Source organism: Vibrio sp. Y42_MX_L11, assembly GCF_024181785.1.
GTDB classification, from domain to species: domain Bacteria; phylum Pseudomonadota; class Gammaproteobacteria; order Enterobacterales; family Vibrionaceae; genus Vibrio; species Vibrio diabolicus.
The window spans coordinates 157,968-180,168 of record NZ_JAMZAP010000006.1; the positions used below are offsets into that span (position 1 = coordinate 157,968).

Annotated in this window: 23 protein-coding genes; 11 read left to right on the forward strand and 12 right to left on the reverse strand. The window is 43.9% G+C overall.

Annotated features, from left to right (window positions below; all coding sequences use genetic code 11):
• Positions 1–260: 260 nt before the first annotated feature.
• A complete protein-coding gene (gene cysK / locus NL643_RS08720; RefSeq protein ID WP_005382045.1) occupies positions 261–1,229 on the reverse strand; it encodes a cysteine synthase A in 969 nt (322 codons plus the stop codon).
• A gap of 164 nt (positions 1,230–1,393) precedes the next feature.
• A complete protein-coding gene (cysZ, locus tag NL643_RS08725; RefSeq protein ID WP_253644271.1) occupies positions 1,394–2,137 on the reverse strand; it encodes a sulfate transporter CysZ in 744 nt (247 codons plus the stop codon).
• A 251-nt stretch (positions 2,138–2,388) separates the two neighbouring features.
• On the opposite strand from cysZ, the gene zipA reads away from it, so the two are divergent.
• From zipA to NL643_RS08740, 3 genes are all read left to right on the forward strand, one after another.
• Positions 2,389–3,345 (forward strand): cell division protein ZipA, encoded by a 957-nt coding sequence (gene zipA, locus NL643_RS08730; RefSeq protein ID WP_253644272.1) that lies wholly within the window; start codon positions 2,389–2,391, stop codon positions 3,343–3,345.
• A gap of 90 nt (positions 3,346–3,435) precedes the next feature.
• Positions 3,436–5,448: an NAD-dependent DNA ligase LigA gene (gene ligA / locus NL643_RS08735; RefSeq protein WP_041852978.1), complete on the forward strand. Its 2,013-nt coding sequence runs from the start codon at positions 3,436–3,438 to the stop codon at positions 5,446–5,448.
• A 511-nt stretch (positions 5,449–5,959) separates the two neighbouring features.
• The gene (locus NL643_RS08740; protein ID WP_006742721.1) at positions 5,960–7,369 is read left to right on the forward strand and encodes a hypothetical protein; all 1,410 of its coding nucleotides are present in this window, start codon (positions 5,960–5,962) and stop codon (positions 7,367–7,369) included.
• 338 nt (positions 7,370–7,707) lie between these two features.
• Here NL643_RS08740 and NL643_RS08745 read toward each other — a convergent pair whose 3' ends face one another.
• From NL643_RS08745 to NL643_RS08770, 6 genes are all read right to left on the reverse strand, one after another.
• Positions 7,708–7,887, reverse strand: coding sequence for a hypothetical protein (locus NL643_RS08745; protein WP_074191004.1), 180 nt, complete (start codon positions 7,885–7,887; stop codon positions 7,708–7,710).
• 324 nt (positions 7,888–8,211) lie between these two features.
• A complete protein-coding gene (locus NL643_RS08750) occupies positions 8,212–8,673 on the reverse strand; it encodes an NfeD family protein (RefSeq protein ID WP_053807089.1) in 462 nt (153 codons plus the stop codon).
• 3 nt (positions 8,674–8,676) lie between these two features.
• Positions 8,677–9,594 carry an SPFH domain-containing protein gene (locus tag NL643_RS08755; protein WP_005393087.1) on the reverse strand — a complete coding sequence of 306 codons (918 nt, stop codon included), beginning with the start codon at positions 9,592–9,594 and terminating at the stop codon, positions 8,677–8,679.
• 155 nt (positions 9,595–9,749) lie between these two features.
• The gene (locus tag NL643_RS08760) at positions 9,750–10,604 is read right to left on the reverse strand and encodes a co-chaperone YbbN (protein ID WP_048626123.1); all 855 of its coding nucleotides are present in this window, start codon (positions 10,602–10,604) and stop codon (positions 9,750–9,752) included.
• A 479-nt stretch (positions 10,605–11,083) separates the two neighbouring features.
• Positions 11,084–11,911, reverse strand: a complete 828-nt coding sequence (locus NL643_RS08765) for an SDR family oxidoreductase (RefSeq protein WP_253644273.1) — start codon at positions 11,909–11,911, stop codon at positions 11,084–11,086.
• Between the two features lie 40 nt (positions 11,912–11,951).
• Positions 11,952–12,866, reverse strand: a complete 915-nt coding sequence (locus tag NL643_RS08770; RefSeq protein ID WP_005393083.1) for a TIGR01777 family oxidoreductase — start codon at positions 12,864–12,866, stop codon at positions 11,952–11,954.
• A 252-nt stretch (positions 12,867–13,118) separates the two neighbouring features.
• Between NL643_RS08770 and NL643_RS08775 the strand changes: the two genes are divergently transcribed.
• The 6 genes from NL643_RS08775 (at position 13,119) to yfcE (ending at position 16,355) form a co-directional block, all read left to right on the forward strand.
• Complete coding sequence (locus tag NL643_RS08775) at positions 13,119–13,853, forward strand: DUF1538 domain-containing protein (protein ID WP_046874270.1); 735 nt, start codon at positions 13,119–13,121, stop codon at positions 13,851–13,853.
• The gene (locus NL643_RS08780; protein ID WP_046874269.1) at positions 13,850–14,641 is read left to right on the forward strand and encodes a DUF1538 domain-containing protein; all 792 of its coding nucleotides are present in this window, start codon (positions 13,850–13,852) and stop codon (positions 14,639–14,641) included. The genes NL643_RS08775 and NL643_RS08780 overlap by 4 nt, the downstream gene beginning before the upstream one ends.
• A complete protein-coding gene (locus tag NL643_RS08785; RefSeq protein WP_005393077.1) occupies positions 14,631–14,981 on the forward strand; it encodes a P-II family nitrogen regulator in 351 nt (116 codons plus the stop codon). The genes NL643_RS08780 and NL643_RS08785 overlap by 11 nt, the downstream gene beginning before the upstream one ends.
• Entirely contained in the window at positions 14,978–15,385 is a 408-nt protein-coding gene (locus NL643_RS08790) for a CBS domain-containing protein (RefSeq protein ID WP_005393075.1), read from the forward strand. Before NL643_RS08785 ends, NL643_RS08790 begins: the two co-directional genes overlap by 4 nt.
• A 150-nt stretch (positions 15,386–15,535) precedes the next feature.
• Positions 15,536–15,745: a hypothetical protein gene (locus NL643_RS08795; protein WP_005393073.1), complete on the forward strand. Its 210-nt coding sequence runs from the start codon at positions 15,536–15,538 to the stop codon at positions 15,743–15,745.
• Positions 15,746–15,809: 64 nt separating this feature from the next.
• A complete protein-coding gene (gene yfcE / locus NL643_RS08800; protein WP_074191008.1) occupies positions 15,810–16,355 on the forward strand; it encodes a phosphodiesterase in 546 nt (181 codons plus the stop codon).
• A gap of 40 nt (positions 16,356–16,395) precedes the next feature.
• On the opposite strand, the gene NL643_RS08805 is transcribed toward yfcE, so the two are convergent.
• Genes NL643_RS08805 through NL643_RS08820 form a run of 4 tightly spaced genes read right to left on the reverse strand, consistent with a single transcriptional unit; the run spans position 16,396 to position 18,902 of the window.
• Positions 16,396–16,674, reverse strand: coding sequence for a SelT/SelW/SelH family protein (locus tag NL643_RS08805; protein WP_005382088.1), 279 nt, complete (start codon positions 16,672–16,674; stop codon positions 16,396–16,398).
• 21 nt (positions 16,675–16,695) lie between these two features.
• A complete protein-coding gene (locus tag NL643_RS08810; RefSeq protein ID WP_053807090.1) occupies positions 16,696–17,451 on the reverse strand; it encodes a sulfite exporter TauE/SafE family protein in 756 nt (251 codons plus the stop codon).
• A 46-nt stretch (positions 17,452–17,497) separates the two neighbouring features.
• On the reverse strand, positions 17,498–18,013 hold the full coding sequence (gene toxS / locus NL643_RS08815; protein WP_005393067.1) for a transmembrane regulator ToxS: 516 nt from the start codon (positions 18,011–18,013) through the stop codon (positions 17,498–17,500).
• Between the two features lie 10 nt (positions 18,014–18,023).
• A complete protein-coding gene (locus tag NL643_RS08820; protein WP_046874266.1) occupies positions 18,024–18,902 on the reverse strand; it encodes a transcriptional regulator in 879 nt (292 codons plus the stop codon).
• A 271-nt stretch (positions 18,903–19,173) separates the two neighbouring features.
• Here NL643_RS08820 and htpG point away from each other — a divergent pair, with 271 nt between their 5' ends.
• Together htpG and adk are read left to right on the forward strand one after the other, a co-directional pair.
• The gene (gene htpG / locus NL643_RS08825) at positions 19,174–21,078 is read left to right on the forward strand and encodes a molecular chaperone HtpG (RefSeq protein WP_005393063.1); all 1,905 of its coding nucleotides are present in this window, start codon (positions 19,174–19,176) and stop codon (positions 21,076–21,078) included.
• A gap of 321 nt (positions 21,079–21,399) precedes the next feature.
• Complete coding sequence (adk, locus tag NL643_RS08830; protein ID WP_005393061.1) at positions 21,400–22,044, forward strand: adenylate kinase; 645 nt, start codon at positions 21,400–21,402, stop codon at positions 22,042–22,044.
• Positions 22,045–22,201: the final 157 nt, after the last annotated feature.

Below are 22,201 nucleotides of genomic sequence, written 5' to 3' on the forward strand. Positions count from 1 at the left end.
ACTAGATTTTAGCTTAACTGCTTTACATCTTGTGCGCTAGCACGGGAAGAGTTCAAAGCGCGTCAGTTCTGATACTAGTCAAAAGTTTGGTAACTACGCAACTGTTTGCGTGCGTAATCACTTTGAAACCTTTTTGTGTTCTGCTTCTTTATTTTGAAGCTAGAAATAAAACACCCTGATATTACCAAAGGTAGGGCAGGGATCAACAAAAAAGCCCCTAAACGGGGCTTTTTTAAACTAAAAATTGATTTGAACACATATTATTGTTGGTTCTCTTTTTCGGTAAAGATACCTGCAAAGAGTGCTGTGCTTAGGTAACGCTCACCTGAACTTGGTAGAACGGTTACAATTGTTTTTCCTTCAAATTCAGGGAGTTCTGCAAGTCGGTTAGCTGCAACAACAGCCGCGCCGGATGAGATGCCAGCTAGGATACCTTCCTCTTCCATTAGGCGACGAGCCATCTCAATCGCTTCTTCTGAGGTGACTTGTTCAACGCGGTCAATAATGTCTAAATCGAGGTTACCTGGGATGAAACCAGCACCGATACCTTGGATTTTGTGCGGAGCAGGTTGGATTTCTTCGCCAGCAAGTGCTTGTGCAATAACTGGAGACTCTGCTGGCTCAACTGCGACAGAAGTGATGGCTTTACCTTTTTCACCTTTGATGTAACGGCTTGTACCTGTGATAGTACCGCCCGTACCGACACCAGCAACGAATACGTCGATTTCACCGTCTGTCGCTTCCCAAATCTCAGGGCCCGTAGTCTTTTCGTGGATCTCTGGGTTCGCAGGGTTGTCAAATTGTTGAAGAAGTAGGTACTTCTCAGGGTTGCTTGCTACGATTTCTTCTGCTTTAGCAATCGCCCCTTTCATGCCTTTCGCCGCTTCAGTCAGCTCAAGGTTAGCGCCCAGTGCTTTAAGTAGCTTACGGCGTTCTAGGCTCATTGATTCAGGCATGGTCAATGTTAGCTTGTAACCGCGAGCGGCCGCTACGAATGCTAGAGCAACACCTGTGTTACCACTGGTAGGTTCTACAAGCTCTACACCTGGCTTAAGAAGCCCCGCTTTTTCTGCTTCCCAAATCATGTTTGCACCGATACGGCACTTAACACTGAAGCTAGGGTTACGCGCTTCAATTTTCGCGAGAACTTTGCCTTTGCTTACTTTGTTTAGACGAACGAGAGGTGTATTACCGATAGTAAGAGAGTTATCTTCGTAGATTTTGCTCATAGTGATGTTCCTTCATTACACGTTGTGTGAATATGGATAGAAGAATATGCGGTATGAAAAAAAGGGAAAAGGATTAAAAAGTTATATCTTATTAGGTTGGCCCAGAACTCGATAAAAGAAAAGGGAAAAGCTGGCGCAGATCCCTTTCCTTAATCTCTAATCGACTATCGTTGGTGCTTAAACTCCGCGACCCACATAGCGGTTGCGCCACATATTGCTACAGGCATGACAATGAGGTTCAAAATTGGGATCGTCGTAAACACAGACACCAATCCCCCAAAGCCATAGGCCTTACCTTGCTTTTGTTTCAATTTGTAACGCATGTCGTTAAATGGGATTTTATGGTTATCAAACGGGTAGTCACAATATTGAATCGCGAGCATCCAAGCGGTAAAGATAAACCATAAAAATGGGCCTACTGTTTGTCCAAGGGCAGGGATGAGCAATAACAGGAATAGGCCTATTGCTTTAGGTAAGATGTAAAGGAGCTTTCTCCACTCACGAGCTAAAACGCGAGGAACATCTTTCAGGACGGCAGTGAAACCATCATCATTTACTTTTTGTCCCGTTAAGTACTCTTCCACTTTTTCAGCTAAGAGGCCATTGAATGGCGAGGCGATAAAGTTCGCGAGCGTGCTGAAAAAATAGGAGAAGGTAGCGAGTATCGTCAGAGCGAGTAAAGGCCAAAGAATGTAAGTTAACCAGGATAAAAACTCAGGCAGCTGCCCAATCCAGTCTTCGATCCATATATTAAGGTTTGAAAATAGATAGAAGATGGCACCACCCACAAGCAAGATATTTGCAAGTAGAGGTAAGATGACAAAGCGTCTGATTTTAGGGGCAAGTGCCAATTGTATCCCGTATAGAAAATAACCGAATCCGGTTCTCTGCTGATTGTTTTGCTTCATGTCTATTTTGGCTTCGTGTAAATGAAAACTCATTGTACCTGTGAGGGCTTTTCTTTCAATGCCCTGACAAATGACGTCTTGTTAAGTGGAATCGTGGCAAGAATCACAACAAAAAACGGAACTTCTTGCATTAAGTTGTTCTAAATCTACATATAGTTTTGGTAAAGTAAACGTATCATTCAGATTTATTGCACTTGGGTTGCTGCTCAAGGAACTGCGAGTAGTAAAAACAAGTATATTGAGAGTAAATAATGCAGGAATTGCGATTCGTACTCATTGTTGTTGGCGCATTAGCCATCGCGGCATTGCTGTTTCATGGTTTGTGGAGCAGTAAAAAAGAAGGCAAAGCAAAGTTTGGTAACAAGCCACTTGGTAAGCTGGATGTTGACCAAGAAGACAAAAATGATCTTGTCGAGAAAGAACGAGACTTCGCTCCCGCTCCTGAAGATGACTTTGAGATCATTCGTAAAGATCGCAAAGAACCAGATTTTGGGATGGCGAGTTCTTTCGACAACAAGTTTGAATCTGACCCGTTATTCGGTGGCCCATCTGAAGTAACACAGACACAGCAGGAGCCGGATGACATCCCTTCATTTGTTGCAGAAAAAGATAAAGAAGAGGACGTTGAGTCTGTTGTTCAAGCACCAGTAGCTGAAGAGCCATTCCAGCCTGCTGTGGAAGAAGAAGCTATTCCCGCCGCGTTTGATATTACTGAGAAAGAACAGCAAGTCGAAACGGGTAGCGACCCTGTAGTTGCACAGCCTAAGGAAGAGCCAAAGCCAGAACCTGAAATGCAAGTGATTGTATTGAATGTGCACTGTGCGGGTGAAGAGCCATTTGTTGGTACTGCTTTATTTGAGAGTATGCAACAAAACGGCTTAATTTATGGCGAGATGGATATTTTCCACCGTCATGTCGACTTGTCCGGTAACGGCAAAGTGCTGTTTAGCGTCGCTAATATGATGCACCCTGGTACGTTTGAGCATGCTGATCCTGCTGAGTTTACAACGAAGGGTATTTCATTCTTCATGACATTGCCTTGTTATGGCGAGGCTGAACAGAACTTCAACTTAATGCTCCGAACTGCGCAGCAAATTGCTGATGATTTAGGTGGCAACGTTCTTGATGACCAGCGTAACTTAATGACGCCAGACCGTTTAGCGTCTTATCGACGTCAAATAGTTGAGTTTAATGCCGCTAACGCATAATCTTAACAGCAAATAATAATAGGGCTCCGGATGGAGCCCTTTTTCTTGGATTTCCCAACCTCACCGATTGAAAATACACGGGGCTTTACTATGTCTGAATCAGTACTTCAGCGATTAGAAGAACTAAAAGAGTCGTTGCATTACCACGCTGTGCGTTACTACGTGGAAGATAACCCAGAGATCCCTGATGCCGAGTACGACCGCTTAATGCGAGAGCTCCTGGATATTGAAGCTGAGAACCCTGATTTAATTACCGTAGATTCACCAAGTCAACGTGTCGGTGGACAACCTCTCTCTGCGTTTAGCCAAGTGACACATGAAGTACCGATGCTTTCGCTTGATAATGCGTTTGATGACAGCGAACTTGATAGTTTCCATAAGCGAGCACAAGAGCGGGTGGGCAGTCAGAGTGTGAAAGAATACTGTTGTGAGCCGAAACTGGATGGACTCGCAGTTAGTTTACTGTATGAGAACGGTGTTTTAGTTCAGGCGGCAACACGAGGCGATGGCACTACTGGCGAGAACATCACAGAAAATGTACGTACGATTAAAGCCATTCCTTTAAAACTCAGGGGTAATGACTGGCCAAATCGTCTTGAAGTTCGTGGTGAAGTCTTTATGCCGAAAGCTGGGTTTGAAAAGCTCAATGAATTAGCAAGGAAGAAAGGCGAGAAAATCTTTGTTAATCCACGTAATGCTGCGGCAGGTAGCTTACGACAATTGGATTCACGCATTACGGCTTCTCGTCCGCTTAGCTTCTATGCATACAGTGTAGGCGTGGTGCAAGGCGCTGAATTGGCGGCAAGTCACTACGAACGCTTCTTGCAAATTAAATCTTGGGGATTACCAATGTGCCCGGAGACCAAGCGAGTTGAAAGTTTGGCGGATGTAAAAGCTTACTACCAAGATATCTTGCAGCGTCGTGATGCCCTTCCTTATGAGATCGATGGTGTCGTCATTAAAATTGACGATATTGCCGTGCAAGAGCGTCTTGGATTTGTTGCTCGCGCTCCACGTTGGGCGATTGCCTACAAATTCCCGGCTCAGGAAGAAATGACGACGTTGAATGAGGTGGAATTCCAAGTCGGTCGTACTGGTGCGATTACACCTGTTGCTAAACTAGAGCCTGTATTTGTTGGCGGGGTAACGGTAAGTAATGCGACGCTTCATAACGCAGATGAGATAGAACGTCTGCAAGTTAAGATCGGTGATCACGTTGTGATTCGTCGAGCGGGTGACGTTATTCCTCAAGTCGTTTCTGTCATCAAAGAGCGTCGACCAGAAACGGCGCGAGATATTATTTTCCCAACTCAGTGTCCGGTTTGTGGTTCGCATGTTGAACGAATCGAAGGAGAGGCGGTAACACGTTGTACGGGTGGCTTAGTTTGCCAAGCCCAACGTAAACAAGCGCTAAAACACTTTGTGTCTCGTAAAGCGTTAGACGTTGACGGTCTAGGCGATAAAGTGATCGAGCAACTTGTTGACCGTGAGATGGTGAAAACTCCTGCTGACTTATTTAAGTTATCTGCGGGGATTTTAACGGTATTAGATCGCATGGGGCCAAAGTCTGCGCAGAACATTGTGAATGCGTTAGAAAAATCAAAAGAGACAACGTTACCTCGCTTTTTGTATTCGCTTGGGATTCGTGAAGTTGGCGAGGCAACCGCCGCAAACCTAGCAATGCACTTTAAAACGTTGGAAGCCATCCAAAATGCTAACGAAGAGCAGTTAATTGAAGTGCAAGACATCGGTGCTGTGGTTGCTCAACATATTACGACTTTCTTCAGTGAAGAGCAGAACCAAGCAGTGGTTAAAGATTTGCTTGAACAAGGCATCCACTGGCCAGAGATTAATACTACTGAGCAGGTAGGGGAGCTACCGTTAGAAGGTAAGACGGTCGTATTGACAGGAACACTTTCTCAATTAGGTCGCACAGAGGCTAAAGAAGCCCTCCAATCCCTAGGTGCAAAAGTGACAGGTAGTGTTTCTAAGAAAACGGATATTTTGTTTGCTGGTGAAAATGCAGGTTCGAAGTTGGCAAAGGCACAAGAACTGGGTATCGAGATCAAAACAGAACAAGACTTACTCGAGTTGATGAATTAAGTCTCATCAAAAAAGCTAAAAAATAACTAAAAGCCCGACATGGTAAGCATGTCGGGCTTTTTTTTGCCCATAATTAAGTGCTTTTTTATTGAGTTTTTTATGCTTTTTATCTTTTCAGTGATCAAGATCTCCCATTGAATTATTAAGGTTTTTTACTTCTTTAGTCTGCGAGTGACTTCAAGTTGGAGTTCTAAGGGGTGATTTAAGTTATTGATATTTAATGTTTAATTGTCTTTTTGTGTTGGTGTTGTTAAAAGTAAGATCTGGATCAACAACTTATATGGAACTTTGGACTGGCTCATATTTTTTTAGAAAAAAAAATAAGTTCCGTTTGGATGTTTTTAGCTGCGAAGTTAGTCTTAATCACGTGGATACACGGTGTGTATGCAGGAACTAATAAAAGCCAAATTAGAAATAATGAGGTTTGATCAGGAATTTACTTCTCTCCTTCGGCGGCCAACTAAAGGTGAGATAGAAAAATACAGCTATATCCATTTTTAGGAGTTTTTCCATGGACAAATTTTTTAAGGTTTCAGCGTTAACCGCAGCAATGTTTGGTGTTGTTGCTGTTGCTCCAGCTACAGCGTCTACTGAAAGTGCAGCAGGTGGCGAGTACGTCGAGAAAGTGAACGAATTTATGCAAGACTCTAGTCTTAATGCATTATTTCTAGTTGATACTCGTTCTCGTACTCGTACAACAGGTAAGCCAGGCGGTGAAAACGGTGACCGTTGGAGTCGTCTAAACTACTCTTCTTACAACGCAATTTTAGACTTTACTTCTGGCTACCACGATGGTTGGGTTGGTGCAGATGTTGCGGCTTACTATTCTGGCGACCTTTACAACGATAGCCTTTACAATTCAAACGAAGGCTACCTATGTAACGAAATTTCAACTTGTAACAACCTAGACTGGGGTGCAGGTGATGGTCAACAGCTTAAAGTTTACAAAGCAGCACTGAAGTTCAAAGCAAACGAAAGCTTCAACGCGCGCTTTGGTATGCTACAAGCGGGTGGTAACGGTACTATTGGTAACGTTTGGAGTTTCGTACCTGGTACTTACCGTGGTTTCGAACTGAACGCTAAACTAGGTGATTTCAACCTAAGCTACTTTGGTGCAGACCAATTTACAGCACCTTGGCTACTTCACGAAGATGACTACGCGCCAGCGCTTTGGTCTGACACTTCATGGAGCTACCTACACTCTCTAGGCCTAAACGGTAACCTAACTGACAGCTTGTTTATGCAACTTGGTTTGGGTCAAGCTACTGGCGTTCAATATGCAAATGGTATCGACTGGGGTGCAGGTCAAGTAACTAGCTACCACAACGAAACTGACAACACTTCTTACAAGGCTTACTTGAAGTACACTGTGAGTGACCGTACAACTCTAGCATTTGATTTCTACGGTGTTGACGATGATGTGAAATACGATGGTCTAGGTTTCCACACTGGTCTATCTTTGAATCAATCTTTCGGCAAGCTAGCTTGGATGTCTGAGCTACGCTACACAGACACAGACAACCGTGCTGACTTCGTTCCACGTACAATTCATACTTACGGTATGAACAACGGTACTTGGTCTCAGTGGTGGGATGCACTGTCTGACTGGAACAAAGCGGGTGAGCTAGCGTGGTACAACCGTCTATCGTACAACCAAGGTAACGGCTGGAACTACTACCTAGGCTTTGGTTACGGTACTGGTGCTGATTCTGCAGCAAGCGGTGCATCAGGTGACTGGGATTACGAAAGTGAATACGCAGTTAACGCGACAGTATCTTACTCTCTACAGAGTGGCGCACTGAAAGGTTCTACGATCCGTCTACACGGTACAATCCTAGAGCGCGATGAGTACGCTGGTGCTGGTGATGCGGATGAAACAGACCTACGTCTACAAGTTCTTATCCCTTACAGCTTCCACTAATACTTAGTGAGATGATAAAAAGGAGCCGCTAGGCTCCTTTTTTATTTTACTTCTCGACCATCATATATTTTGCAATATAACGGCGGTAACATATGCACGTTACCGTTTGGTAACTCACACTTTATCTCTGGGGCTAGCGTACGTCCACCTGAAGCACCATTGGCATGAGTAGTTAATGGAGCTAGGGCAAAACATGCTAACAATAGACCAGCTAAAAATCTCATAATCATCACCTTAATGTAGACATTGAATATCTACTTGCTTGGGTAAATAATGACTTTACTGAAAAGTAAGGTATCAATAGTTTACTTATATCGAACTAACTACTGACTTCTATATTAGTTCCATTCTCCGCCTCTAAATCGACACATTTCACTTGGAATATTAGTGACATCACCACTTGGCAATTTACATTCGACTATCGGTCCTAAATTAGTTGTACCACCATTTCCGTTGGTGTAGGCAAAGGAAGAAAAAGAAAAGATACCGCATAACATTAAAAAGAGAAGTTTCTTCATAGTACATCCTCTTACTTACCAAATAAAAAGCATTCAACTTAAATGCTTATGCGTTAAGTATGTATGGGGGGGCAAAAAGATCAAAAAATAATTCAATAAAGTTTTATTTTTTAAAATAAATTTATAAAGATAATTTATATCGATATATTTCTATCTTATTGATTATCGTATGATGAATAATTAAATTATTGGAAGGATAGGGTAGGATATTAATAATATTGCTGCTACTTATTTTTTGTTCGATTTTAATTAAATCAATGAAATGAAAGCGGTTGTTTAGATTAAAGTAATGGAGCATAGTTTGCCCCATTACTTTGGCATAAATTACTTAGAATCAGGCTCAATGATTAAAATAATACCATCGATATCTTTTATTTTAACGCGCGTTCCTGCTGGAAGTGCTTGATCCGACTGCGCCGACCACGTGGTATCGGCAACCTTGATACGATTGAGTCCAACAGAAAAGTCCTCTTCAATGGTAAGTGTGCGTCCGATTAACTGCTTATACTTTTGGTTCAGATCTCTTTCTTGGTCTTCTTTCTTGTCTTGAGACCATTGTCGTCGCCACCATAACCAAGTGGTGATTAAGCTGAAACTTGCAAAGCAAAGCCATTGTAATTGCCAGCTCATTGGCAAAACGGTCATTAGTGCTCCAACGATAAGTGCAGAAACTCCGAGCCAGAGAAAATATCCCGCAGTCCCAAGTAGCTCTACCGCTAGAAGTGCAAAACCGAAGGCTAGCCAATGCCAGAAAGAGATACCTTCCAGCAAACTGAAAAAGTCCATAAGTTATTCTTTATCTTGTTGTTTAAACATCTCTGCTATCCCTGCAACCGAGCCCATTAGTCCGGTCGCTTCTAATGGAAGCATAATGATTTTGCCGTTTTCGGCTTGACCAATGCTTTTGATCGCTTCGGTATAGCCTTGAGCAATGAAGTAATTGACGGCTTGCATATCGCCTTTGGCAATCGCTTCAGAAACCATATAAGTCGCTTTTGCTTCTGCTTGCGCGGCGCGTTCACGAGCTTCAGCATGGAGAATAGCAGACTGCTTTTCGCCCTCAGCTTTTAATATCTCCGACTGCTTATGACCTTCAGCCTTTAAAATTTCAGCTTGGCGTACCCCTTCTGCTTCGAGAATCTCCGCACGTTTATTTCGCTCGGCTTTCATTTGAGCATTCATCGCCGCCGTTAGATCGGATGGTGGCTGTACATCTTTTATTTCAATTCGTGTGACTTTTACACCCCATGGGTTGGTGGCTTGGTCAACAATTGCCAGCAGCTTGGAGTTGATCATGTCACGCTGACTCAGCATTTCGTCCAACTCCATTGAGCCTAAAACGGTGCGGATATTGGTGAGAGTTAAATTTCTAATGGCATGTTCCAAATCGTTGACTTCATAAGCGGCTTTGGCAGCATCGATGACTTGAACAAATCCGACGGCATCAATAACTACGTTAGCGTTGTCTTTTGAAATAACTTCTTGCGCTGGAATATCAAGAACGCGCTCCATCATGTTGACTTTTTGCCCTATCTTATCAACAAATGGGATGATCAAGTTTAAGCCGGGTTTTAGCGTATGGGTGTAGCGTCCGAAGCGTTCGACTGTCCAGTTATTTCCTTGTGGCACCGTCTTAATGGCTGAAGATAAGATAACTACAGCAAGAACGACGAAAATACCGATGGTAATCAGTGAATCAATTGGCATGAGATATTCCCTTAAGTGCATAATGTCCGATTCATTTTTACCTATTTATAGACAATAGACAATTGAAGTTCTGAGAACCTTAAGAGGTTATTGGTTTTTTATATAACAAAGGCCGGAATATCCGGCCTTTAGTTGAAGTTTCGCTTTTCAGCGAGTTAGTACAGAATCGAATACAGCTGACGGCGATATTTGCTTGCTAATGCGTTGCCTTGACCTAGCGCGCTGAGAATATCCATAAAAGTCTTCTTCACTTCACCGTCTTGGGCGCCCAAGTCTTTTTTAAGAATATTCCACAGCAGTTCCAGCGCTTCTTCATCACGACCCACTTGGTTGTACTGTACCGCCAATTCACAAGCAAGTTCGAAGTTTGCCATGTCTGCTGCGTATGCTTGTTCTAGTCGTTGTAACTCAGGGCTATCTGCAGCCTGCAAATGCAGCTCGAGCTTGGCTATTAGACTCTTGTAGTAGTTATCTTGATACTCAAGAGGGATAGCGTTCAGTAGCTCTTGGGCGACATCAAATTGTTTGGTTTCTAATAAACAATCAGCCATCGCGAGTTTCACATCACCACGCTCTTGCAGTTCTGGCGGCAAAGTGTGGATGATGCTTAAAGCCTGAGCATGCTCACCTTGCTGAAGAAGTTCACTGACTTGCTTTAATAGCTGTTCATCTGGGCTTGGCAAATGCTTTTGTAGCATGGTTGCAATGGCATCAATTGGCTGAGGGCCACCCAATCCATCGACGGCTTGACCATTTATAAACAGCGCGATAGTTGGCAATACTTGCACACCAAATTGAGACGCTAGAGCCGGCTGATCTTCACAATTTAATAAAGCAAGCGTAAATGCACCGTTGTACTGTTGAGCAAGAGATTGCAACTCAGGGAGTATCTGTGCGCTTTCTGGTTGAGCATTGGCCCAAAAGTGGATCAGAACGGGCGTGTTCATTGATCCTTCAAGCGTTTCGCGAAAGTTCTGTTCTGTTATCTCAACGATAAATGGGGATTGCATCAGAGTATCCTTGCTTTGTGTCTTGTCGTTGATAATAGATATGGAGTTGATTTAAGGGAAATTCAAGCGATGGTTGCTAATCGTCATCAATAATGAATCATTCTATTTTGTGAAAGGATGCGGTAAGAGAATGGTGTTACTGCTGAATAGGTGTAAGGCAAAAAGAAAACGCTGCCGAAGCAGCGCAGTTCTAATGCTATTTGTTAGTGCGGTATCAAAATAGGATGAACATGGTCAACACTACACCCACACTAAGCCAGTTAAGCTGATTTAATGTCATTGTTGCCTCGCAGTAGTAAAAACATTGCTACAAAACGTAATGGGTGGCGATACCAAATCTAAGCAACTCATTCACTTTAGGTTGAATAGTGCTCACTGAATTGCGTAGAAATTGATTCGTTTGCTTGAGGTTTTTTTAACCTACATGCTCATAATGACATCACATTGTTACGATGAAATTACATTGTGACAAAACTTTTTTATGCAGCTTGTCGCAAAATTTTATCAAGCACACGGGTTGGTAATAACCTTTTCAAGATTGCGAATAATTTAGTCGGCGTAGTAATTCGATAGCGAATTTTAGGTGAAGCGCTAGTTAATGCATGAAGAACAGGTGCGACGCAGGACTCTGCAGGTAAAACAAATCGATTATTAGATTTGTCTTTGTTGAGTCGCTCTCTTTGTCCTTCATAGGCGAGGCGGTGAGGGCTGGATTCAATATCAATCCACTTCTCGAAGGCTTTTAATGCATTGTTTCTAAATTGAGTTTCGATAGGCCCAGGTTCTATCAATGCCACTTTGATATTCGTATCCGCAAGCTCTAGCCGTAGTGTGTCAGTCCAGCCTTCTAGGGCAAACTTTGACGCATTGTAGGCGCCGCGGTATTTCATTGCAGCAAAGCCTAGAACGGAACTGTTTTGTATTATCCGTCCTTCGCCTTGTATGCGCATGTGAGGAAGCACTTCTCTGACTAACTGGTGCCAACCAAAAAAGTTGGTCTGAAATTGAGCTTGAAGAGCCTCGGTGGGCAAGTCTTCCAATGCACCGGGCTGGCCATAGGCACCATTATTGAACACGGCATAAAGCTTACCCTCTGCTAGCTTTAATGCTTGCTTCACGCCCGAAGAAATACTTTCAGGGCTGTTTAGGTCTAGCTTGATGCAGGTTAGCCCTTCATTAATTAGACGTTGGACATCTTGCTCTTTCCTACAAGATGCTATGACATGAAATCCCTCGTTTTGCAGGGCGTGAGCGCACACGTAACCGATACCGGATGAGCAACCCGTAATAAGAATCGACTTTTTCATAAATTAAGCCTCAAGCAACATTGAATGAGGTCATCATTCATCAGCTCCGGTCATGAAGCAAGTGCTTGAGTGCTGGCTCTATTCTGGAGTAGCTAAATTTGAAGCCAAGTTCGGTGAGCTTTTTGGGTTTGGCTCTCATGCTATCGAACAATAAGCAGGAAGATTCACCCATTAGGAGTTCCATTGCCCATTTAGGCGTGAACAAGATATGTGGTCGTTTGAGCGTTTTTGCCAACGTGCCGCTAAAGATACGGTTAGTCACAGGGTGAGGTGCGCACATATTGAACGCACCGTGGGCATGTGGTGTTTCAAGCAAGTACATGATGGCGCGGACCATATCCAGAATGTGAATCCAAGGCATGTACTGGTTACCGTTCCCGAGCGGGCCGCCTACGCCAAGTTTGTAAGGTAAGAGCATTTTCGCCAAAGCCCCGCCATTAAGGCCGAGCACCACGCCAGTTCGCAATAGACAAACACGTGTTTGTTCAGACTCTGCGCGTTTGGCTATTTGTTCCCATTTTGCACAAACCTCGTGAGGAAAGTCTTCACTGTTAACATGCAGGCACTCATCAAACGGGTGGTCTTGTTGATCGCCATAGTAACCAACGGCCGAGCCACTAATAAAAACTGCGGGAGGCTCTGTGCTGGCGTGGATCAGCTCAACGATTTGTTCGGTAATTTTCCAGCGACTTTTGCAGATTTTTTCTTTCTGCTCGCTGGTCCATCTTTTATCTGCGATAGGCTCACCCGCAAGATTAATTATGGCATCAATGTGATTGAGATCGGCGAATGACTCAAGCGAGTCAAGGTATTCGATATTACCCAAATCAGCGTGTTGGAGGCGTTGTTTTGCTTGCTCCGGAGAGCGTGTAAGTAGCATAACTTGGTGAGTGGATAGCAGCTTGAGCAACTCCGAACCAATAAACCCAGTGCCACCTGTGAGTAATATCTTCATGTTATCTCTTTGAATGTACACGTATTAGAACATTATAGTCGTTTTGTGCTGAGCTTGATCATCTCAACACTATTATTTCTAGGATAGTGGCAAGCCTGTAGCGAGGCTACTGACTTCACATATTGAAAAAATGTAACTAAATGTTATGCATGGCGCTAATTCGTTCACGGTAGGAGAACTAAATCTATGCCAGACTAAAAACATCGCTACCGGAACAAGCGTAATCAGTTTGCACCATCAAGGAGGATAGGTATGGAAGCATTTGTTGCTCTTTTTCGAGCGCTCCTTAATAGTGCTCGCGATCTGCTACCCATCGTTGTTGTTATCACTTTTTTTCAATTAGTTGTTTTGCAAGAGCCACTTCCTAATCTCATCTCCATTCTTTTTGGCTTATTGCTTGTGGTTTTAGGGTTAACGTTTTTTATTTTTGGTCTAGAGCTTGGTCTTTTTCCTATCGGAGAGAGTATGGCTCAAGCCTTTGCAAAAAAAGGTAGCGTGTTCTGGTTGTTAGTTTTTGCGTTTTGTTTGGGGTTTGGCACCACGATCGCAGAGCCAGCATTAACGGCCGTAGCAGAAGAAGCATCAGAAGTTGCGGCAGAAGGCGGGATGATCACAAACTCAGAACAATCCATGCAGGACTATGGACAAGGGCTACGAGTAACGGTGGCACTTTCTGTGGGGATCGCCATCGTTATTGGCGTTCTGCGCATCTTAAAAGGGTGGCCAATTCATTACATGATCATCGGCGGCTACGTCGGCGTTGTAGTCCTGACGTGGTTTGCACCGGAAGCCATTATTGGCGTTGCTTATGATTCTGGAGGTGTGACGACGTCGACTATCACCGTGCCTTTGGTCACTGCACTAGGGGTTGGTTTAGCATCGGCGATTAAAGGGCGCAACCCCATGGTGGATGGTTTTGGTTTAATCGCTTTTGCCTCGCTACTACCGATGATGTTTGTGATGGTTTACGGAATGGTCGTAACATGATTTCAATTGAACATTTCCTAGACACTTTATTATCGACCGTTCGAGATGTCATTCCCATCGCCAGCATTATTTTTGGTTTTCAGTTAGCGGTGTTAAGGCGTCCAGTTAACAACCTTAAGAAGGTTTTGCTTGGGTTTGTTTATGTGATTCTTGGGCTCGCTCTTTTTTTGCTCGGATTAGAAATGGCTCTGTTTCCGCTCGGAGAGACCATGGCCGTGCAACTGACGGCGCCGGAATTTTTACAAGAGTTTAAAGTCTCTGTGGGAAAAGCCTTAGTGTGGGTCGACTACTATTGGGTGTATACCTTCGCCTTTTTTATCGGTTTTAGTACCACGATTGCTGAGCCTTCTCTAATCGCTGTAGCGATAAAAGCAAACCAAGTTTCTGGTGGCAGTATCAGTATTAACGGTTTACGCGTGGCCGTTGCATTTGGGGTGGCCATTGGCATCGCGCTAGGGAGCTATCGGATTGTTGTCGGTGACCCTATTCACTATTACATCATTGCGGGTTACATCGTGGTTGTGATTCAAACGTTTTATGCGCCAAAGCTTATTGTTCCACTCGCCTACGATTCTGGAGGCGTCACGACTTCTACTGTCACTGTTCCGCTTGTAACCGCACTAGGGCTGGGGCTTGCTTCTACCGTCCCAGGAAGAAACCCAATGATTGATGGCTTTGGCTTGATCGCCTTTGCCAGTCTGTTTCCTATGATCTCTGTGATGGGCTATGCGCAAATAACCCAATGGCTGAATAAAGATGTCTCGGAGGACGAAGAAAATGCGCTTTAAATTGATACTTGCGTTTGTTGAAGACAGCAAAACAGACAAGGTACTGGACGCTGCTCGCGAAGCTGGCGCGACTGGTGCGACGGTGATTAATAACGCTCGTGGACAAGGTTTAAATCAAAAGCGAACGTTTTTTGGCTTAACGCTGGAAGTACAAAAAGATGTGCTGCTGTTTGTCGTTGAGGAGCACCTTTCTCGACACATATTAGAAACCATCAATGAAGTTGGTGAGTTCGACCGAGAGTCGGGGCAGGGCATTGCTATTCAGATCGATATTGAGGATGCAGTCGGTGTCGCGCATCAAGTAGAGACGTTGACCAAAGTGGTCGAGGATGAGTTATGAGCAGTCAAACGATAATTAGAGTTCGAGATGTAATGGCGGCTACTTATGTCATGGTTGATGGGCTAATGACAGTTTATGAAGGCATAACGTTGGCTAAAAAATACCAAGTCAAAGCGCTGGTGGTGAAAAAGCGAGATGACAACGATGAATATGGCATCGTCTTGATGAATGATATCGCCAAAAAGGTGCTGGCGAATAATCGCTCTCCACAGCGCACGAATATTTATGAGATCATGACCAAGCCCGCTTTGTGTGTCGACCCTGATATGAATGTGAAATATTGTGCGCGCCTATTTGAACGATTTGGCATTAGCCGAGCTCCTGTCATTGAAGATGGGGAGGTCATTGGCATGGTGAGTTATAACAATATTGTCATCAATGGCATGGTGCGAGAAGAAGTGTAATAGGTTGATATAAATGAAAAATCAACGCATTTTTTTCTCAAGTCAGCGACTGTTACAAAGAACTAAAATATTTAATATATGTTAGGTTGCATATGTGTTAATTCACCATTATTCTTTGCGCCCTAAGTCTATTGTCGAGGAATTTGTATCATGCCTTTAGTCTCTTGCCCTGTGTGTGAGAAACAAATCTCAAAGCGCGCTCACGCATGTCCAGGATGCGGAGAGCCAGACCCGCTGCACCACCTAGCTAAGTCAAAATTTATGTCGATGGTGTTTTGGATACTGGTGTTGGTTGGAACTGCGTATGCAGCATGGTTCTATATTTTGCCTATGGTCATTGAATCATTGCGCTATCAGTAGTCGTTGGTTGAGCTGTCATAAAAATGCCGTAGAATGACCTCGTACTTTGTGAGGAGACGATGTCGTGAAACTATTTTTTGCCTCAGATCTGCATGGCTCTTTGCCAGCAACTAAAGAAACTATTGAGCTATTTTTATCCTCTGGTGCGGAGCACCTGATTTTGTTGGGGGATACGCTAAACCACGGGCCAAGAAACCCGATTCCAGAAGGTTACAACCCACCGCAGGTGGCGGAGCTATTGAACCAATACAGTGAGCAAATTATTTCTGTGCGTGGTAACTGCGATAGTGAAGTGGACCAAATGCTATTGAAGTTTCCAATGATGATGGATTACTCGTGGGTGCTACTTGAATCTGGCAAGAGAATCTTTTTGACTCATGGTCACTTGTATAACTCTGAAAAACGGCCGCCACTGCGTGAAGGTGATATCATCGCCCACGGTCATACGCATGTTCCTGTCGCAGAGATGCAAGATGGAGCCATTATATTTAACCCAGGCTCGATGACATTTCCACGTAATGGTTTACCAAGAAGCTTTGGTACTTTAGAAGACAATACGCTAACGGTAAAAACGCCAGAAGGCGAAGTATTAGCACAAACCATGATTTAACGGTTTTACTAAGTAAAAAAATAGGGAGCGAATTGCTCCCTTATTTTGTGTCTGAATGGCCTAGATCTCGTTCTGGGTCGATAATGTCTCTTACGCGCTGTTTTAGCACCTTTGCTTCAGGAAAGCCGCTGTCTTTTTTCCGTTCCCAAATTTGCTGGCCATTGCAGAAAATTTCGAAGCGACCACCCGTATCTGGGTGCAAGCTGATCGTTTCTATTTCTTCGCTAAAAGTATGCAGTAGTTCTTGCGATAGCCAAGTTGAACGCAACATCCAGTTGCACTGGCGGCAGTAATAAATATCAATGATTGCTTTATCCATGAAACTTTCCTTTTAATCGGTTTAAACTAGCAACTTGATACCCACGGCAAACGTGAGAATTTCGAATGCAATTTTAATCACTCGGTTGCTGTATCGAGTCGCGGCCCATGCGCCTAAACTGCCGCCTAGAAATGAGCTTAACAATAAAACAGGCAACCAAGCCCAATGTATCGGAGCGCCAGCTTGGACGACGGCAATGCCTCCAATGCCATTCCAAAACAGGCCGACACAAATCATGGTGTAAGCAACGGCTTGTTTATAGTTATACCCAAACCAGCGAACTAAAAATAATGTCACGAGCAGACCAGAACCTGCGGTCAGCGACCCGTTGATGATACCGATGAGCATTAGTCCGACACCGCCGATGACCCAACCGATTGGGTGACGGTTACGTATTATTTCTGATTGGCCTAACGATTTCTTAAATCGTGAATAGATGCCGAGCGCGAGAATCATGCTCCCTAGCATTTTTTCCGCCATACCATCAGGTATTTGGACAATTAAGTTCGCCCCTAAGACTACGCCAATGCTGCCAGAGACTATAAGGTAGAGCGCGACCTTCCATTTAATTGTGCCTGCTTTTAAGTGTGTGCTTGCTGCCCCTAAGCCTAAAGCGACGGAAGCCACTTTATGTGTCCCCAGCGCAACCGAGAATGGCAAGCCGAGAAAGATGAGCAAAGGGAATTGAAGTAAGCCTGCACCGCCGCCAGAAAGCGAAGCCAGAGTATTGGCGATAAGTGAGCCGAAAAAGAGGGTGAGGGTATCTAGCCAATCCATAAGCAAAATAAAGGGGGCGTTTTGCCCCCTTATCATCAAATCAAAGTTAGTTTTTAAACAGCACCGAAGAACCGTGGTTCAAGCTAGTGAGCAATAGCGTTTTTTCGTTCACGACATCAATACGGCGACTTTGCTCGGCATCAAGCTTAAAGATTTGAGTGATCAAACGTAGCTGTGCTTCGGAGAAGTCTTTTGATTGAGAAGATGAAATATCTTTAAACTCAGAAGGCGAAACCAACAAATAGTTGTCACTTACTTCCCAGCGCCCTTTTTCCGAGATATTAATCGTGGATTCTGCCGTTGAACCTTGAGCGAATAGTTTGATATTTGCTACGCGAATATAGTCTCCATTAGGGAGATATTTCACATTTGATTCAACATTAACACGACGCAGTGGGCCGACAGGATCGTCAGGCAAGCTGTCTGTAATGACCGTCACCATGGTTGACTGCCACTCATTGGCAGTGAGGACCTGTTCCACTTTTAGGTCGCTACCCCAATATAACCAACCACTGAAAAGAACGGATACGGCCAAAACCGCAGATGCTAATTTTATCTTCATTCTGGCCTCCTTATTTACAGATATCGGTTGGGTCATTTTGACCAGCGAAAATACGCAATGTCACGTTCTCATATGAATGTTGACTGTCATGAATGTAGTTCAGAATCAGCTGATTGTTCTGGCCACCTGTAGCAATCACTTCTACCGGCATTGAATCTTCTGCATGGTATTTTACGTAGCGTTCAATGCACTGCTCAATGGACGGCAACCAACTATTGATTTGCGGGTGGTTCACTGGCGTCATCACAGGTACATTTTGATACTCACCAATCTGACGGAATTGGGATTCTGCAGGATTGGTGAATAGCAATACACAAATAGGAAGCAGCAGAGACAAAAGAACGATCATACGCGGCAGCCAGTTATTAGTGTTAGCTGCTGGTTTTGGCTGTGCCTTAGGTAGTTCTACTTGAGGCTCTACTTCAGTCGTGGTGTCTGTCGCCGCTTCTGTTGACGGCGCGTCACTTGTTTCTATTTCAGCAGCGTGCACTTCATTTTCAGAAGTGGCTTCTTCAACGTCAGTATTAGAGTCAGCAGATAATGGGCTTAAGCGTTCCACTGAACAAATGAGTTGATAACCGCGTTTAGGAACCGTTTTAACAAACTCTGGAGATTTTGTTGAGTCCTTCAACATCTTACGCAGAGTAGAGATCGCTTGAGTCAGGCTTGAGTCATCCACCTCAAAACCTTGCTCACGCCAAACAAACTCGTGAAGCTCGTTACGGGTTAAAACTTCGTTTGGTCTCTCTGCCAACATCAGAAGTATACGGCTTTCGTTGCTTCCTAATCGTACAACGTCGTTGCCGTTTTGTTGGTCAGCGAGCGAATTACTATTTGGATCAAAGGTGAACCTTTGAGCAAGTAGAAATTTGGTGCCGATGTTAGTCATTTAGTTCTTCTTAGATGGATGATGTTGTAATTATAGTGATTTATGTCACAAAATTACCGAAGCGCATGGAGTGCGCACGACATTTTAGATGCTTTTAGGCTGGTAGGATAATTAAATTTTTCTAAAAAAACACCGTTTTTAGCAATATTGACCTTGAATTTACATTTGTCAGCCACATGTTAAATGACATCTCAGTAAGGTAATTTCAAGGGGAAAGTCACAAACTTATCTCCATGAAAAAGCCAATTAGTTTAGATGTTATGGAGCACACATGAGCGAAACCGTATCTCAAAACAAAGAAACTCGTGGTTTTCAATCAGAAGTAAAACAACTACTGCATTTAATGATCCATTCTCTTTATTCAAATAAAGAGATCTTTTTGCGCGAGCTGATTTCTAACGCATCAGATGCATCGGACAAGCTGCGCTTCCAAGCGCTATCTAACCCAGACTTATATGAAGGTAATGCAGACCTTTGCGTGAAACTGTCGTTTGATGAAAGCGCAAATACCTTAACCATTTCTGATAACGGTATCGGTATGAGCCGCGATGATGTGATCGAGCACTTAGGTACGATTGCAAAATCCGGGACCGCGGAGTTTTTCTCAAAGCTGTCTGAGGAGCAGAGCAAAGACTCTCAGCTTATTGGTCAGTTTGGTGTTGGTTTCTACTCGGCGTTTATCGTTGCTGATGCCGTCACCGTACGCACTCGTGCTGCGGGCCTAGCCGCTGATGAAGCAGTACAATGGCACTCAGCCGGTGAAGGTGAGTACACCATCGAAAACATCACTAAAGAATCGCGTGGTACTGACATCATTCTTCATATGCGTGAAGAAGGTAAAGAATTCCTAAATGAATGGCGTCTACGTGATGTGATCAGCAAGTACTCGGATCACATTGGCATCCCAGTTTCAATCCAAACTGTTGTTCGCGATGACGAAGGCAAAGAAACGGATGAGAAGAAGTGGGAGCAAATCAACAAAGCTCAAGCACTGTGGACGCGTAATAAATCGGATATCTCAGATGAAGAGTATCAAGAGTTCTACAAGCACGTATCACATGACTTTGCTGATCCATTGGTTTGGAGCCATAACCGTGTCGAAGGTAAAAACGATTACACGAGCTTGCTTTACATCCCATCTAAAGCGCCATGGGATATGATGAACCGCGACCACAAATCAGGCTTGAAACTGTACGTACAACGCGTGTTCATTATGGACGATGCAGAGCAGTTCATGCCGTCTTACCTACGTTTTGTACGAGGTTTAATAGACTCCAATGATCTGCCACTCAACGTATCGCGTGAGATCTTACAAGATAACAAAGTGACTCAGTCTCTACGTAATGCTTGTACTAAGCGTGTGCTAACGATGTTAGAGCGCATGGCTAAGAATGATGAAGAGAAATACCAATCATTCTGGAAAGAGTTTGGTCTTGTGATGAAAGAGGGTCCGGCAGAAGACTTCGCAAACAAAGAGAAAGTTGCAGGCCTATTGCGCTTTGCTTCAACTGAAGTGGATTCTGCGGAGCAAACCGTGGGTCTAGCTGCTTACGTTGAGCGCATGAAAGAAGGTCAAGATAAGATCTACTACTTGACCGCAGACAGCTATGCAGCTGCGAAAAACAGCCCTCACTTAGAGCAGTTCAAAGCGAAAGGCATTGAAGTTATCTTGATGTACGACCGCATTGATGAGTGGCTGATGAACTACTTAACTGAGTTTGACGGCAAGCAGTTCCAGTCAATCACAAAAGCTGGGCTCGATCTAAGTCAGTTTGAAGATGAAGCAGAAAAAGAGAAGCAGAAAGAAACTGAAGAAGAGTTTAAGTCGGTTGTAGAACGCACGAAGTCTTACCTAGGTGATCGTGTGAAAGAAGTTCGTACGACCTTTAAACTCGCGTCTACACCTGCTGTTGTGGTAACGGACGATTACGAAATGGGCACTCAAATGGCGAAGCTTCTTGCAGCGGCGGGTCAGGCAGTGCCAGAAGTGAAGTACATCTTTGAGCTAAACCCTGAGCACGAGCTGGTTAAGCGCATGGCTGACGAAGCGGATGAAGAGGCATTTGGTCGTTGGGTAGAAGTCCTGCTTGGTCAAGCAATGCTTGCAGAGCGAGGCTCAATTGAGGACCCAACGGAGTTCTTAGGAGCTGTTAATAAACTTTTGACTAAGGTGTAATAACCTCAGTACATCAAAAAGCTCGCATTTCGCGAGCTTTTTGTTTGTTGTCGCAAAATTTTGCATCTCAGGTGTTGAGTTAATAATCAATAGGGCGTGAAAGAGGGTATCGTTAACATTCTTTAGTCTTAATACACTCTTTGCGCGGCGAACCTGTGATAGAATCTGCGACTTGAATGTGAGTAATAAGGCGTGTATTTTTGCTCGCCTATATACGTTATACCGAAACTTATCGTTGCGAGTGCTTCTCGGGTTTGATGTCTAAGAAGCCCAGCTATTGTGAGCTTCGGTATAAATCTTAAATATTAAAGAGGATAAATCATGCGCATCATTCTTCTAGGTGCTCCAGGTGCAGGTAAAGGCACACAAGCAAACTTCATCATGGAAAAATACGGTATTCCACAAATCTCTACTGGTGATATGCTTCGTGCTGCTATCAAAGCAGGTACAGAGCTTGGTAAACAAGCTAAAGCTGTTATCGACGCTGGTCAGCTAGTTTCTGATGAAATCATCCTTGGACTTATCAAAGAGCGTATCGCTCAAGAAGACTGTGCGAACGGTTTCCTACTAGATGGTTTCCCACGTACTATTCCTCAAGCTGACGGCCTAAAAGAAATGGGCGTTGATGTAGACTACGTTATCGAATTTGACGTTGCAGATGATGTGATTGTTGAGCGTATGGCAGGTCGTCGTGCTCACCTTCCTTCTGGTCGTACTTACCACGTTGTTTACAACCCACCTAAAGTGGAAGGTAAAGATGACGTAACTGGTGAAGATCTTGTTGTTCGTGATGACGACAAAGAAGAAACAGTACGTGCACGTCTAGGTGTTTACCACGAGCAAACTGCACCACTAATCAACTACTACGGTAAAGAAGCTGAAGCAGGCAACACTAAGTACCTTAAGTTTGATGGTACTAAGCAAGTAGCTGAAGTTAGTGCAGATATCGAGAAAGCACTCTCTTAATTTGCTGAAGTCAAAAAATTAATATTTTGATATATTGAAAGCGACCCAAGTGGTCGCTTTTTTTAGTTTACTCGTAAACATATATCTAAATAACTTCAAGCTGCAGCGATGCAGCACTTTGAGGCTATTTAAGTATATGAACCAAGCCGTTTACCAT

Coding starts and splice junctions, on each gene's coding strand:
- cysK (WP_005382045.1), bottom strand. CDS start 1,229: ATGAGCAAAATCTACGAAGATAACTCTCTTACTATCGGTAATACACCT.
- cysZ (WP_253644271.1), bottom strand. CDS start 2,137: ATGAAGCAAAACAATCAGCAGAGAACCGGATTCGGTTATTTTCTATAC.
- zipA (WP_253644272.1), top strand. CDS start 2,389: ATGCAGGAATTGCGATTCGTACTCATTGTTGTTGGCGCATTAGCCATC.
- ligA (WP_041852978.1), top strand. CDS start 3,436: ATGTCTGAATCAGTACTTCAGCGATTAGAAGAACTAAAAGAGTCGTTG.
- NL643_RS08740 (WP_006742721.1), top strand. CDS start 5,960: ATGGACAAATTTTTTAAGGTTTCAGCGTTAACCGCAGCAATGTTTGGT.
- NL643_RS08745 (WP_074191004.1), bottom strand. CDS start 7,887: ATGAAGAAACTTCTCTTTTTAATGTTATGCGGTATCTTTTCTTTTTCT.
- NL643_RS08750 (WP_053807089.1), bottom strand. CDS start 8,673: ATGGACTTTTTCAGTTTGCTGGAAGGTATCTCTTTCTGGCATTGGCTA.
- NL643_RS08755 (WP_005393087.1), bottom strand. CDS start 9,594: ATGCCAATTGATTCACTGATTACCATCGGTATTTTCGTCGTTCTTGCT.
- NL643_RS08760 (WP_048626123.1), bottom strand. CDS start 10,604: ATGCAATCCCCATTTATCGTTGAGATAACAGAACAGAACTTTCGCGAA.
- NL643_RS08765 (WP_253644273.1), bottom strand. CDS start 11,911: ATGAAAAAGTCGATTCTTATTACGGGTTGCTCATCCGGTATCGGTTAC.
- NL643_RS08770 (WP_005393083.1), bottom strand. CDS start 12,866: ATGAAGATATTACTCACAGGTGGCACTGGGTTTATTGGTTCGGAGTTG.
- NL643_RS08775 (WP_046874270.1), top strand. CDS start 13,119: ATGGAAGCATTTGTTGCTCTTTTTCGAGCGCTCCTTAATAGTGCTCGC.
- NL643_RS08780 (WP_046874269.1), top strand. CDS start 13,850: ATGATTTCAATTGAACATTTCCTAGACACTTTATTATCGACCGTTCGA.
- NL643_RS08785 (WP_005393077.1), top strand. CDS start 14,631: ATGCGCTTTAAATTGATACTTGCGTTTGTTGAAGACAGCAAAACAGAC.
- NL643_RS08790 (WP_005393075.1), top strand. CDS start 14,978: ATGAGCAGTCAAACGATAATTAGAGTTCGAGATGTAATGGCGGCTACT.
- NL643_RS08795 (WP_005393073.1), top strand. CDS start 15,536: ATGCCTTTAGTCTCTTGCCCTGTGTGTGAGAAACAAATCTCAAAGCGC.
- NL643_RS08805 (WP_005382088.1), bottom strand. CDS start 16,674: ATGGATAAAGCAATCATTGATATTTATTACTGCCGCCAGTGCAACTGG.
- NL643_RS08810 (WP_053807090.1), bottom strand. CDS start 17,451: ATGGATTGGCTAGATACCCTCACCCTCTTTTTCGGCTCACTTATCGCC.
- toxS (WP_005393067.1), bottom strand. CDS start 18,013: ATGAAGATAAAATTAGCATCTGCGGTTTTGGCCGTATCCGTTCTTTTC.
- NL643_RS08820 (WP_046874266.1), bottom strand. CDS start 18,902: ATGACTAACATCGGCACCAAATTTCTACTTGCTCAAAGGTTCACCTTT.
- htpG (WP_005393063.1), top strand. CDS start 19,174: ATGAGCGAAACCGTATCTCAAAACAAAGAAACTCGTGGTTTTCAATCA.
- adk (WP_005393061.1), top strand. CDS start 21,400: ATGCGCATCATTCTTCTAGGTGCTCCAGGTGCAGGTAAAGGCACACAA.